The following is a 12,843-nucleotide window of genomic DNA, read 5'->3' as shown; positions in this document are numbered from 1 at the left end:
GCGGTGTCCCGCGCCGCCGCGCCCGCCGGGGTCAGTCCCGCTCGCGGACCGCGACGGCCGCCGCGTACCCGGCCGGGGCGGGGAGGTCGGCCAGGCTCCAGCCGGGCAGCGGGGCGGGGGCCGGGGCGGAGCCGACGTACGGCTCGTCGACGCCGAAGGCGAGGCCCGCTCCGGTGGCCTTGAGGTACGCCTCCTTGCGCGCCCCCAGCCGGGCCAGGGCCGGCGGGCGGCCGGCGTCGGCCAGGGCCCGCAGCTCGGCCGTCTCCGCCGGGTGCAGGGTGGGCAGGACGTCGGCCACGGCGGCCGGGGACGGCACCTTCTCCACGTCGACGCCGACCGGTTCGTCCGCGACGGCGAGGTAGGCGATGTCCCCGCTGTGCGAGAGCGAGAACTGCACCCCGTCCCCGGCCACGGCCGGCCGGCCGTGCGGCTCGCCGCAGCACCGGCAGTCCTCCCGGACCAGCTCGACCTCCTCCGGCGCCACCCCGAGTACGCCGCCCAGCAGCACCCGCAGCCCGAGGTGCGAGGCGAGGTAGCGGTGCCGGTCACCGGGCCGCAGCAGCCGCCCCGCCCGTTCGCGCTCGGCGGCGTCCAGCGTGGCTGCGGCATCGGCGACCCGCAGGCCGCCGACCACGTCCAAGGTGGTGTCCAACGACCACACGGAGGGGCCCTGCCGGTCCGCCAACGCGTCGAACCCGGGTGCGGTGCCGTCCAGTCGGCTCACGTACGCGATCACCCACCGAGCGTAGTACGTTGCACCGGAACGATCACGGAACGATCAGAACCCGACGTGACCTGACCAGAATCCGATCAGGAGCCCGACCGGGAGTCCAACCGGGAGTCCGACCGGCTCGCCGGCGAATGCGGTCGTACCGGGACAAGAAGGGGCAGGGCGTGCGCAGTGCCGCCGTCACCCCCGAGGGCGACCGGATCCACTGGGTCGAACTGCCGTGCACACGCGGGGTGCAGGACCTGTCGGCCGCCGACGCCCCGTTCGTCGGCGCCGAAGCGCTCCAAGCGGCGGGCGTGTCGGTCGTCGCGATCCCCGACTGCGGTCACAGCATCATGCTGGACAACCCCGAGGCCTTCGCCCGCGCGACGGCGACGGCCCTGTCGTCGTCGTAACGCCGCACGCCGTCCCGATGTTCCGACGTTCCGTCAACATCTGTATCACCCACACGTGTTGGTAGTTGTCCGCGCGTATAGCCGGAATAAAGACGGCACCCCTACCTTCCCCCGTGAGTTCCCGTATCCGACTCACGGAGGTACGTGATGAGACGACGTTTCAGCCCCGTCCTGGCGCCCGCCGTCGCCGCCGCTGCCCTGGGCGGGGTCATGGTGCTCGCGACCCCCGCGGCGGCCGCCGTTCCCGCCGACAAGCCGCTGGTGCTGAGCAGCTGGACCCAGACCAGCTCCACCAGCTACAACGCCTGGCTGGCGGCCCGAGCGAACCAGACCCGGTGGGCCGCCTACAACTTCGACTGGTCCACGGACTACTGCAGCAAGTCCCCGGACAACCCCTTCGGGTTCCCCTTCCAGACGGCCTGCGCCCGCCACGACTTCGGCTACCGCAACTACAAGGCGGCCGGCACGTTCACCGCCAACAAGCCGCGCCTGGACGACGCGTTCTACGCGGACCTCAAGCGCGTCTGCGCCCAGTACACCGGCGCGAAGAAGACCTCCTGCGACGCCACGGCCTGGACCTACTACCAGGCGGTCCGCGCCCTGGGCGTCAGCCCCGAGGACGCCCCGGCAGCCTGACCCACCCCGCGCGGCGCGGCGGCCGGGGCCGACGATCCCCGCCGGAGGCCGAATCGGCCTCCCCGAACCAGCAGGGGATCGTCCAGCCCCCGCCACCGCGCCGCGCCACGCATCCACTTCGCACACGGCCTCCTGGCTGAGCGCTCTGAAATGATCACAACGTGACAGCCGACTCCCACGAACGATCCGACAGGCCTCCGCGCGAGGTCCGCATACCCACCCCCGACGGCGGTCGGCTCTGGGCCGAGCGCAACGGCACCGGAAGCCCGGTCGTGCTCCTGCACGGCGCCGGCATGGACTCCCGCCTGTGGGACGCCATCGCTCCCGAGCTGACCCGCCACCACGACGTGATCCGCTACGACGCCCGCGGGCTGGGCCGCTCCACACCTCCGGACAAGCCGTTCAGCGACGTCGAGGATCTACGCGCCGTCCTCGACCACTTCGGCCTTCGCCGAGCCGCGCTGGTCGGGTTGAGCATGGGCGGGGAGACCGCGCTCGACTTCACCCTCGCCCACCCGGAGCGCGTCGCCGCGCTGGCCCTGGTCGGCGCCTCGGTCAGCGGTCACGCCTGGCCGGACAGCCCCGAGTTGACTGCCTATGCCGCGGCCCGGCGCGCGCACGAGACGGCCACCCTGGCCGAGTTGGAACTGTCGGTCTGGGCATCCATGGGCCGTACGGCTCCCGGAGGAGAGCTCATCGAGACGATGGTCGCCGCGAACGCCGAGCGGCGGATCGTGAGCGAACAGCACTGCGTCGTCTCCCCGGGCCGCGATGCCGAACCACACCTCGCAGACATCGCCGCGCCGACGCTGGTCGTCCACGGCGACCACGACCACCCGGAGATCGCGGTGATCGCCGAACGACTGGTCACCGACATCCCCGGCGCCCACGGCGAGACGATCCCGAACGCCGACCACTACCTGCCGCTCCGCGCACCGGAACGCCTCACCGAGCTACTGCTGTCACACCTGCCCTGACACGCGCACAAGGCTTCTGTCTACGCCTTGACGATGTCGAGCAGGTCGTGCAGTGAGTTGATCGACCAGTCGGCCATCGCGCGGACATCCGGGTCGTCGGCCCACCAGAACCCCCACGGTCCCCGACGCAGATGCGCGGTCCGGAGGCCGGCCGCCCGGGCCGGGACGATGTCGTTGGCGGGATGGTCACCCACGTACAGCGTCTCGTCCGGCCCGGCGCCGGACACCTCCAGCACTCGGGCGAAGAACAGCGGGTCCGGCTTGGCCACGCCCCATTCGCCGGACGTCACCACAAGGTCCGCCGGCAGGGACAGGGCACGCAGCAGGTCACCCATGAGGCGGCTCTGGTTCCCGGCGATGAGGACGCGAGCCCCGGCCGCCTGGAGCGCTGCCAGCGCGGGCCGGACGTCCTCGTACAGGTCGGTCTCGTCGAGCTGCTCCCCGGCGCCGGCCGCAGCCCGGGCCGCGTACTCGGCGAAGATGTCGACGCCGGGCCGGAGAAGCCGGATTGCGTCCGCGTTGTCCCGGCCGTCGACCACGACCGCGCCGACGAGTGCGGAGAGGGTGTGCCGGGATACGCCGAGCCAGTCGGCCCAGGACGCCCAGTAGCGGTCGTCGCGGGTGAGGGTCTCGCCCACGTCCAGCACCACGGTACGGATCACCCGGCCAGCCTACGGTGCCCGGCCCGCGCGAAGGGGTCGATTCCGGCCGTTCTCACCCCAAGGGGCCAGGCTGTCCGGGGCCGGCGACACCAGCCCTTACGCCGCCACTACCGCCCCCGCGCTAATGTGCCCTGACCTGCGAAAAAGCCCTCCGCCGTGGTCCGGGGAGGGCTGTGGTGCGAAGAGCGCCCCCGGCAGGACTCGAACCTGCGGCCAAGCGCTTAGAAGGCGCCTGCTCTATCCACTGAGCTACGGGGGCCGGAAGGTGACCGTGTGTGGTCTGGAGCCCCGTGGTGGGGGTGGGACTTCGGGCCGTGCCGGGTCAAGGATAGGGCTCCGGTCGCCTTGTCCCGGTTGCTTCACTCGCGTGCCACGATGTGGAGGTTCAGTGAAGCGGTCCCGATAATCGCAGGCAGGTGCGATTCTCGCACCGCTTTTGCGCCGCGGCGCCCCGGGTGTTGTGCAGTCGTTATGCCTGCGCCCGCCTCACCCCTTGTGTCCCGGATGTCCTGCTGGAGTCGTCTGGAGTCGCCGTCGGCGCGCAGAGGGCGTATAAGCTTCAAAAAAGGTCACAAATTGGGCATTCTTCGCATGTGGTGACCTTGGATGTTCGGCCTCAGCTGCTCGATGCCCTGTCCGCCCTGCGCGACCGGGTCGCCTCCGTGCGTCTGCCGCTGCCCCTGCCCGGTGCGCCACGCGCCCGTCAGACCAGGGCGGAGCTGCTCGCCCAGCTCGACGACTACCTCGTACCCCGCCTCAAGTCGCCCGAGGCGCCCATGCTCGCCGTCATCGGCGGCTCCACCGGAGCCGGGAAGTCCACCCTCGTCAACTCCCTCGTCGGCCGGCAGGTCAGCGAGGCCGGGGTGCTGCGGCCCACCACCCGTACGCCCGTACTGGTCTGCCATCCGGACGACCACCACTGGTTCGCCGGCATGCGCGTGCTCCCCGACCTCCTGCGGGTCTGGCTCCCCGCCGACGAGGAGGAGGAGCTCGGCGCCTCCGGCCGGCGTACGTCCGCCAAGGCGGCGCGCGACGGCGCCGCGCGCGAACTGCGCATCGAGACCGTCAGCAGCCTGCCGCGCGGCCTCGCCCTGCTCGACGCGCCCGACATCGACTCCCTCGTCGTCGAGAACCGCACCCTCGCCGCCGAGTTGATCTGCGCCGCCGACGTGTGGGTCATGGTCACCACCGCCTCCCGCTACGCCGACGCCGTGCCCTGGCACCTCCTGCGCACCGCCAAGGAGTACAAGGCCACCCTCGTCATCGTCCTCGACCGCGTGCCGCACCAGGTGCTCACCGACGTCTCCCGGCAGTACGGCGCGCTCCTGACCCGGGCCGGGCTGGGCGACGTACCGCGCTTCACGATCCCCGAGCTGCCCGAGTCGGCCGGCGGCGGCGGGCTGCTGCCCGCCAGCGCGGTCGCCCCGCTCGCCGCCTGGCTGCTGCACCACGCCCAGGACCCGGCCGCCCGGCAGCAGGTGGTGGGCCGGACGGCGTTCGGCGTGCTCGACTCCCTCCGCCGCCGGATGCCCGAGCTCGCCTCCGCCGTGGCCGCCCAGCACGCCGCCGCCGTACGGCTGACCTCCGCCGTCGAGGACGCGTACAGGAGGGAGGGCAAGCGGGTACGGGCCCGGCTGGACGCGGGCGCCGTGCTCGCCGGGGACGCGCTCACCCGCTGGCGCGGCTACCCCCTCGACACCTCCGCCGACGAACTGCTCGACTCCCTCGCCGAAAGCCTCTCCGCGCTCATCCAGTGCGCCGTCGCCGCCGCCGACGAGCGCATCGCCGAGGCCTGGCGCAAGGAGCCCGCGGCCGGCGCGGTCCCCGTTCCCGCGCCCGACCGGGAGGCCGGCGAACGGATCGGGATGGCCGTACGGCACTGGCGGCGCGTGCTGGAGGAACTGGCCGAGGAAGAGGTCGCCCAGCTCGCCGGACAGCCCGCACCCGACCCCGACGGGGTGGCCGCACTGCTGGTGACGGCGCTGCTCGGCGGCAAGCGGGCCCGGCCGGCGGGCGAGAAGCTCGCCGAGCGGATCGGCGCACACGGCGCCCTGCGGCTGCGCGACCGCGGCGGCGAGCTCGTCGGCGAGCACCTCGACCAGGTGCTGCGCGCCGAACGCGACCGCCGCCTCGCCCCGCTCGACGGGCTCGAAGTGACCCCGGAACCCCAGGCCGAGCTGATCGCCGCGTTGTCCGTACTGCAGAAGGAGAGGTGACGCGGTGACCGCACTGGCCGATCGCACCGACGACCGCTGGGACGACGGGCTCATCGCACGCTCCCGACGGGACGGCGACGACGGAGCCCTGGAGGACGGCCTCGGCTCCGAATCCGACGAGGCGCTCGTCCGGGCCGTCTCCGGCAACGGCAGCGGAAGCGGAAGCGGCAGCGACGGCGGCAAGGCACCCGCGCCGCCGGCCAGCCCGGAGAACCAGGCCCTGCGCACCCGCCTGGAGGCACTGCGCCACCTGGTCGGCCTGTCCCGGACCCGGCTCGACGGCAGGACCCTCGCCGAGGCGGGGCGGGTGCTGGACGAGGCGGCGGCGCGCCGCGGGCTGTCCCCGCACCACACCGTCGTGGCGGTCGCGGGTGCCACCGGAAGCGGCAAGTCCACACTCTTCAATTCACTCGCCGGAGTGCAGATCTCGGAGACCGGACTACGTCGGCCCACCACCGCCGCGCCCATCGCGTGCAGCTGGACGGACGGCGCCGCCGGCCTGCTCGACCGGCTGGAGATCCCCGGCCGGCTGCGTCGGCGCCCGCGCGAGACGGGCGAGGCGGCCGGGGCGCTCCAAGGGCTGGTTCTCGTGGACCTGCCGGACCTGGACTCCGCGGTCGGCGAGCACCGCGCGCACGTGGACCGGGTGCTCGCGCTGGTCGACGCGGTGGTCTGGGTGGTGGACCCGGAGAAGTACGCCGACGCCGTGCTCCACGAGCGCTACCTGCGCCCCCTCGCCGGCCATGCCGAGGTCACCTTCGTCGTCCTGAACCAGGTGGACCGGCTGCCGGGCGACGCCGCCGACCAGGTCCTGGACGACCTGCGCCGGCTGCTCGACGAGGACGGCATGGCGCTGGGCGAGCACGGCGAGCCGGGCGCGACCGTGCTCGGGCTGTCCGCGCTGACCGGCGAGGGGGTCGGGGAACTGCGCGAACTCCTCGGCCAGTTCACCCAGGAGCGCGGCGCCGCCACCCGGCGCATCTCCGCCGACGTCGACCGCGCGGCGGCCCGGCTGCGACCGCTGTACGTGGCGGACGGGCGCCCGGAGATCGGGGAGGCGGCCCGGGCGGACTTCGAGGACCGGCTCGCCGAGGCGGTCGGGGCGTACGCGGCCGGGCTCGCCGCGGAACGTGCCTGGCGGCGCAACGCCAACAAGGCGTGCGGCACGCCGTGGCTGCGGCTGTGGCGCTGGTACGAGACCCGGCGCGCCCCGCAGCGGCTGGGCGGGCTGGCGGCGCTGGCCGCGATCGGCGGACGGACGTTCGGCGCCGAGCCGGAGCCGCCGGCCGAACAGGAGGTGACGGCGCGGCAGCGGGTGGAGCAGGCGGTGCGCTCCGTCGCCGACGAGGCGGCCGCCGGCCTGCCCGAACCGTGGGCCCAGGCCGTACGCGAGACCGCCGCGCGCGGGGCGGTACGGCTGCCGGAGGAGCTGGACGAGCTGGCGGTGACGGCGGGTGTGCCGGCCGGCAAGCCGCCACGGCCCGCGTGGTGGCCCGTGGCGGTCCTGACGCAGGCATCCATGACGCTGCTTCAGATCTGCGGCGGGCTGTGGCTGGTCGGGCAGATCGTCGGAGTGCTGGAACCCCGCCTGCTGCCGCCGGTACTGCTGATGGCGGCGGGCATCGTCGGCGGGCCGCTGGTGGAGTGGGCCTGCTCGATGGCCGCGCGCGGCCCGGCGCGGAGGTACGGACAGGACGCCGAGCAGCGGCTGCGGCAGGCGGCGGCCGGCTGCGGGCGGGCGCGGGTGCTGGAGCCGGTGGCGGCGGAGCTGCTGCGGTACCAGGAGGTCCGGGAGCAGTACGTGAGCGTCGTGGGAACGGGACCCGTGCGGGGGACGAAGTTGTCCACAACCCGTCGGTAATCCACAGGGCTGGGCGAGGTGGGGCAGGTCGGGCGCAATCTGGATTCCACGCGCCGGGCGACGGGGTCCGGCAGCGGGGCCTGGCACGACGAGGAGGGGGCCGGAGATGAACGAGACCGTGGTGACGCTGGTGGGTCATGTGGCGACGCAGATCGACTACCGGGAGACACCGTACGGGCCGTCGGCGAGATTCCGCTTCGCCGTGCGGCCGAGGTTCTACGACCGCCAGAAGGAGGCCTGGTCGGACGGGGCCACGAGCTTCTACACGGTGTGGGCGCGGCGGTCGCTGGCCGCCAATCTGGCGGCCTCGGTGTCCGTGGGCGAGCCGCTGGTGCTGCACGGCCGGCTGAGGGTCCGCGAGGAGCAGGGGGAGGGACAGCGGTGGGTGTCGGCCGAGATCGACGCGCTGGCCGCCGGACACGACCTCAGCCGTGGTACCGCTGCCTTCCGTCGGGTGATCAAGGTCGACGCGCCGCTGATGGAAGCTCAGAAGGCGGCGGTGGTCTAGGTGTTCGAGGCCTATAGGATTCCCCGGTATCCACGGGCATCTGGGGCTGTGGCCCGAAGGGGAAGACTGTGTCGATTGCCGTTCCCGCTTCTTCTGTTCCTGCCGAATCCACTGCTGTTCCTGCTGAATCCGCCACGTCCGCACACCGTGCGGAACCTGCCGCAGCCGAGTCCCGGCCTGCCTCCTGGCGGGCTTCCAGATCCGCTTCCGGATCCGCTTCCGGACCTACGTCCGGACCTACGTCCGGACCGGCATCGGAATCCGTATCGGGATCCGTATCGAAGTCCGTATCGAAGTCCGTACCGGGATCTGCATCCGGATCCGTGCCGGAGCTCGCGGGGGCGGTCGGCGGTGGCGGCACCGGCAGTGGTGGCACCGGCGGTAGTGGCACCGGCGGTGGTGGCACCGGTGGTGGTGGGGCGCGGGCCGCCGCGCGGCGGCCCTTCGCGGTGGCGCTGCTCGCCGCCGCCCTCGCCGCCGCACCCGGGTCCCCGGCCGCCGCCGCGGAGGGGGACGGGGCCGCGCGCCGTGCGCCGGAGGGTGCGACCGCCGTGCTGGACGGGCTGAAGACGTACGGGCAGGCGGTGCTGCGCACCAAGGACGGAGCGGTGCGGCACATCCCGGCCGGGCTCTACGAGATGCGGGTCGACGGCGGCGGGATGCTCCAGACGTACGGGGTCGGCGTGGCCGGCTTCGCCCAGCCCCAGGCCCGCTACACGGAGACGGCGTGGAGCGGCAGCCCGCTCGGCGGGAACGGCGAGGCGGGCCGGATCCGGTGGGTCCTGGAGCACTCCTACCCCCAGCTCAACGACCTGGCCGGACTGGCCAAGGCGGCCGGGACGCAGGTGGCCATCTGGCGGCTGGCCGACGGGGCGCAGGTGGAGGCGGCCGACCCGGCGGCGGAGAAGCTGGCCGACTACCTCCAGAAGGAGGCCGGGCGGATGGCGGAGCCGCCTGCCTCGCTGAGCCTGGACCCGGCCCAGGTCACCGGGCCGGTCGGCAGCCGGCTCGGGCCGGTCACCGTGCGGACGGGCGCGCAGAGCGTGACCGTCACCCCCGACGCGGCCGCCCAGGCCATGGGCGTACGCGTGGTGGACGCGCAGGGCCAGCCGGTGACCGCCGCCGGACACGGCAGTCGGCTGTGGTTCGAGGTCCCGGCCGGCACGCCGGACGGGGTGGCCTCCGTGACCGTCCAGGGCTCCACCCGGGTCCCGGTGGGGCGGGTGTTCACCAGCGGGGAGTGGACCCAGGCGCAGATCGTGGCCGGCTCCAGCGAGTCGGCGGCCTCGGCCACCGCGGCCGCGGTCTGGCCGCAGGCCCTGGCGGTGCAGTCCCAGGCCCAGGGCCACGGCCAGGGCGGCCACGCGGCTCAGGGCGGCGCGGGCGTGCCGGCCGTGCCGCCGGCAGCAGCAGGGGGCACCGGCACGACCTCGCCCGACGCTGCCGACGACCGGCTGGCCGCCAGCGGCAGCTCGGCGGCCACCCCGGTGATCGCCGCGCTGGCGGTGGGCCTGGTGGTCCTGGGCGGGATGGTGGTCCTGCTGGTGCGCAAGCGCCCGCTGGACGGGGAGGACGACCCGACCGGTTAGCCCGCCGCCCGCCGTTGCCGGCCGCCGGCCGCCGGTCGTCGACCGATCCGGCGGGCAGGTTGGGGAGGTCCTCGGCTGATCGGCGGGCCGGTTGGGAGTTGCTCGGCCGATGGGCGGGCCGGTCGGGGAGGGCCTCGGTCGAGCGGCGGGCCGGTCGGGGAGTTCCTCGCCCGATCCGGCGGATGGATGATCCGTGTGCTCAGGAGGTGGTTCATGGTCGGGCCCGCAATAAGGCGCCGGTCCGCAGGGTAGGCGCTCGAAATGCCGATCTGGACGGGGACGACGCCGGGGACGACGGGGACGAGTACGACGACGGGGAGGGGGACGGGGACGAGGGCTGCGCGGGTGACGGCGACGGGGGTGAAGACCCACGCGCACCCGCTGACCTGGTGGGGTGCGGTCGGCCGGTGGGACCGGGCGTTGTTCGACGCGGTGGCGCGGCGGCACTGGCCCGGGGCCGACCGGGTACTGCCCCGACTGGGGCGGGCCGCGAACCACGGGGTGCTGTGGGGCGGCACGGCCGCCGTGCTGGCCGTGTTCGGATCCGCCTCCGCGCGGCGGGCCGCGGCCCGCGGGGTGGCCTCGCTGGCGCTGGCCTCGGCGACCATCAACACCGTCGGCAAGTGGTCGGTGCGCAGGCCCCGCCCGCTGCTGGAAGGGGTCCCCGCGGTGCGGCAGCTGGCCACCCAGCCGACGACCACGTCCTTCCCCTCCGGGCACTCGGCCTCCGCCTTCGCCTTCGCGGCCGGGCTCGCGCTGGAACACCCGGGCTGGGGCGCGGTCGTGGCGCCGGTGGCCGTCGCCGTCGCCTTCTCCCGCGTGTACACCGGGGTGCACTACCCGACCGACGTGCTGGCCGGGGCGGCGCTGGGGGTGGCCGCCGGGGCCACTGTGCGACGGCTCGCGCGGGACGTGGAGGAGACGCGGGCGGTACCCGGCCACGAGCGGCCGGCGGCCGGGGCGCCCGCGCTGCCGGACGGCGCCGGCCTGGTCGTCGTCGTGAACAACGGGGCGGGTACGGCGGCCCCGGCCGGGCTGGCGGCCGTACGCGCGGCGCTGCCCCGGGCCGAGCTGGTCCGGTGCCCGAGTTGGAAGCTGGGCGCGGTGCTGGAGGAGGCCGCGGGCCGGGCGACCGTCCTCGGTGTGTACGGCGGGGACGGCACGGTGAACGCGGGCGCCACCGCGGCGCTGCGGGCGGGCATCCCGCTCGCGGTGCTGCCCGGCGGCACCCTCAACCACTTCGCCCTCGACCTCGGGCTCACGGGCCCCGAGGACACGTGCCGCGCGGTCGCGGCGGGGCATGCCGTGCGGGTGGGGGTAGGCCGGTTCACCCCGGGCCCGGCCGAGGGGGGAGGGGGGGGGGGAGGGGAGGACGGGCGGGCGGGGTACTTCCTGAACACCTTCAGCATCGGCGCCTACCCCGAGCTCCTGCGCTACCGCCTGGAGTGGGCCCCGCAGATCGGCGGCGGGGCCGCCGCGCTGCTGGCCGCCGTACGGGTGCTGCGGTCCCGGCGGCCCGTCGGGCTGCGGCTCGCCGGCCGGCCGCGCTCGGTGTGGCTGCTCTTCGCAGGCAACGGCGTGTACCACGGCTCCGGCGCGACGCCGCGGCGCCGGCTCACCCTCGGCGAGGGACTGCTCGACGTACGCCTCGTCCACGGCGGTGGCCGCCCCGGGCCGCGGCTGCTGGCCGCCGCCCTCGCGGGTCCGCTGACCCGGTCGCCCGTCCACACCGCCACCCGGCTGCGCAGCCTGCGGATCGCCGGGATCCCGCCCGGGACCCCGCTCGCCTACGACGGCGAGTACGCCGTCGCGCCCGCGTCCTGCGTCCTGGAGGGGCTGCCGGAGGCCCTCACCGTCTACCGCCCGCGCTGAATGAACAATTCCGGATCAACCGGTTCGCCGAGGCCCCGGCGCACCTCTATACAGTGACCCCGGAATCGTTGATCAAAGATGAAAAAAGAGGGTGCTGCCTTGAAGTCGTCCCGGATCCGCGCGGCCGTCACCGCCGCCGCCCTTGCTCCGGCCGTCCTGTTCGCTTCCCCGGCCTTCGCCGCCGAGACCCCGGCCGCGCCGCCCGCGACCGCCCCGGACCAGGCCGTGGGTGACCGTACGCCCGCCAAGCCGGCCGACAAGCCCGCGGACACGCCCGTGGACCCGGCCAAGCAGGCCGAGGAGGACCGGGCCGCCATCCAGAAGATCCTCGCCGAGCCGAAGTGCACCGAGTACATGCGCCAGGCGGCGAACAAGGCGCTGAACGGCACCGCCGCCGACATGCGCAGGTTCCTGGAGGTCGAGGTCCCCGTGATCCGCCTCGACGACGCCCGTATCGAGATCGCCCGGCTGTACGACAACGCGGGTCCGAAGCTGCGCCAGGGGATCGACGACTTCTTCCACTCGAAGCACACCCTGGCCGACGCGACCCGTTTCCTGGAGGTCACCCAGCACCAGCTGCGCGACGAGGACAACCGGGTGCTGATCGCCCAGATCATCGACAAGGCCGGGCCGATCCTGAAGGAGAAGGGGCGCGCCGCCCTGAAGGGCACCCCCGAGGACCGGGCCAAGTTCCTGGAGACCGGCCAGCACGAGGCCCGTGACCAGGACAACCGGGTCCTGATCGCGCAGCTCATGAGCACCGGCGGCCCCGTGGTGAAGGAGAAGGGCCTCGCCGCCCTCAACGGCACGCCCGAGGACCGGGTGAAGTTCCTCCAGGTCGGCCAGCACGAGGCCCGGGCGCTGGACAAGAAGGCCGAGGAGGAGGCCGCCAAGAACGCCCAGGGCAACAAGGGCACCACCGGCACCGGCCAGACCGGCAGCACGAACGCCCAGCAGACGGTCGCCACGGGCAACGGCAGCAGCACGAGCACGAGCACGGGCAATGTCAACACGACCGCGAACGGCGGTCGCACCCTTGCCGCCACCGGTGCCGGCGACGAGACCGCCTGGGCCGCGGCCGCCTCCGGCACCGCCCTGGCCGCCGGCGCCGCCCTGATGATCGCCGCCCGCCGCCGCCGCGCGAACTCCGAGGCCTGACCCGCCCCCGCCCGGTACCACCACCGGGGCACCGCCTCCGGGGCACCGCCTCCGGGGCACCGCCTCCGGGGCACCGCCTCCGGGGCACCGCCTCCGGGGCACCGCCTCCGGCGGCGCCCCGGCGCCCCGGCACCCCGGCCTGTCTATCATACACATCTGACGCTGCCGACGAACTTACGCGTCTGACGTGCGGTGGTCGACAGCTGTATGAGAGCAGAACGTAGACAGAGTGGCGAGCA

General features: G+C 74.3%; 10 protein-coding genes, 1 tRNA gene and 1 pseudogene. 9 read left to right on the top strand and 3 right to left on the bottom strand.

The window, feature by feature from the left end; genetic code table 11:
- Positions 1 to 31 precede the first annotated feature (31 nt).
- Positions 32 to 736, bottom strand: coding sequence for a 4'-phosphopantetheinyl transferase family protein (locus GPJ59_RS25115; RefSeq protein ID WP_219669966.1), 705 nt, complete (start codon positions 734 to 736; stop codon positions 32 to 34).
- A 242-nt stretch (positions 737 to 978) separates the two neighbouring features.
- Here GPJ59_RS25115 and GPJ59_RS25110 point away from each other — a divergent pair.
- The 3 genes and pseudogenes from GPJ59_RS25110 to GPJ59_RS25100 form a co-directional block, all read left to right on the top strand.
- Positions 979 to 1,125 (top strand): annotated as a pseudogene (locus tag GPJ59_RS25110) (alpha/beta fold hydrolase); the annotation flags it as partial.
- 147 nt (positions 1,126 to 1,272) lie between these two features.
- A complete protein-coding gene (locus GPJ59_RS25105; protein WP_219669965.1) occupies positions 1,273 to 1,761 on the top strand; it encodes a phospholipase in 489 nt (162 codons plus the stop codon).
- Between the two features lie 161 nt (positions 1,762 to 1,922).
- Positions 1,923 to 2,738 carry an alpha/beta fold hydrolase gene (locus tag GPJ59_RS25100; RefSeq protein WP_219669964.1) on the top strand — a complete coding sequence of 272 codons (816 nt, stop codon included), beginning with the start codon at positions 1,923 to 1,925 and terminating at the stop codon, positions 2,736 to 2,738.
- A 20-nt stretch (positions 2,739 to 2,758) separates the two neighbouring features.
- Here the strand turns inward: GPJ59_RS25100 and GPJ59_RS25095 are convergent, their stop codons facing one another.
- Together GPJ59_RS25095 and GPJ59_RS25090 are read right to left on the bottom strand one after the other, a co-directional pair.
- Positions 2,759 to 3,400, bottom strand: coding sequence for an HAD family hydrolase (locus tag GPJ59_RS25095; protein ID WP_219669963.1), 642 nt, complete (start codon positions 3,398 to 3,400; stop codon positions 2,759 to 2,761).
- Between the two features lie 186 nt (positions 3,401 to 3,586).
- A tRNA-Arg gene (locus GPJ59_RS25090) sits at positions 3,587 to 3,659 on the bottom strand.
- A 343-nt stretch (positions 3,660 to 4,002) separates the two neighbouring features.
- Between GPJ59_RS25090 and GPJ59_RS25085 the strand changes: the two genes are divergently transcribed.
- From GPJ59_RS25085 to GPJ59_RS25060, 6 genes are all read left to right on the top strand, one after another.
- Complete coding sequence (locus GPJ59_RS25085) at positions 4,003 to 5,616, top strand: dynamin family protein (protein WP_219669962.1); 1,614 nt, start codon at positions 4,003 to 4,005, stop codon at positions 5,614 to 5,616.
- A gap of 4 nt (positions 5,617 to 5,620) precedes the next feature.
- Positions 5,621 to 7,477 (top strand): GTPase, encoded by a 1,857-nt coding sequence (locus GPJ59_RS25080; protein ID WP_219669961.1) that lies wholly within the window; start codon positions 5,621 to 5,623, stop codon positions 7,475 to 7,477.
- A gap of 106 nt (positions 7,478 to 7,583) precedes the next feature.
- Entirely contained in the window at positions 7,584 to 7,985 is a 402-nt protein-coding gene (locus GPJ59_RS25075) for a single-stranded DNA-binding protein (protein WP_219669960.1), read from the top strand.
- Positions 7,986 to 8,308: 323 nt separating this feature from the next.
- Positions 8,309 to 9,574 (top strand): thioester domain-containing protein, encoded by a 1,266-nt coding sequence (locus tag GPJ59_RS25070; protein WP_219669959.1) that lies wholly within the window; start codon positions 8,309 to 8,311, stop codon positions 9,572 to 9,574.
- A gap of 261 nt (positions 9,575 to 9,835) precedes the next feature.
- Positions 9,836 to 11,446: a bifunctional phosphatase PAP2/diacylglycerol kinase family protein gene (locus GPJ59_RS25065; protein ID WP_219669958.1), complete on the top strand. Its 1,611-nt coding sequence runs from the start codon at positions 9,836 to 9,838 to the stop codon at positions 11,444 to 11,446.
- A gap of 99 nt (positions 11,447 to 11,545) precedes the next feature.
- Complete coding sequence (locus tag GPJ59_RS25060) at positions 11,546 to 12,604, top strand: ALF repeat-containing protein (protein WP_219669957.1); 1,059 nt, start codon at positions 11,546 to 11,548, stop codon at positions 12,602 to 12,604.
- The last annotated feature ends 239 nt before the right edge of the window (positions 12,605 to 12,843 follow it).

The organism is Streptomyces bambusae (assembly GCF_019400985.1).
Classification (GTDB): domain Bacteria; phylum Actinomycetota; class Actinomycetes; order Streptomycetales; family Streptomycetaceae; genus Streptomyces; species Streptomyces bambusae_A.
Note: the sequence above shows the minus strand (reverse complement) of the source record. Positions and strands in the feature narration are given on the sequence as shown.

Coding starts and splice junctions, on each gene's coding strand:
- GPJ59_RS25105 (WP_219669965.1), top strand. CDS start 1,273: ATGAGACGACGTTTCAGCCCCGTCCTGGCGCCCGCCGTCGCCGCCGCT.
- GPJ59_RS25075 (WP_219669960.1), top strand. CDS start 7,584: ATGAACGAGACCGTGGTGACGCTGGTGGGTCATGTGGCGACGCAGATC.
- GPJ59_RS25065 (WP_219669958.1), top strand. CDS start 9,836: ATGCCGATCTGGACGGGGACGACGCCGGGGACGACGGGGACGAGTACG.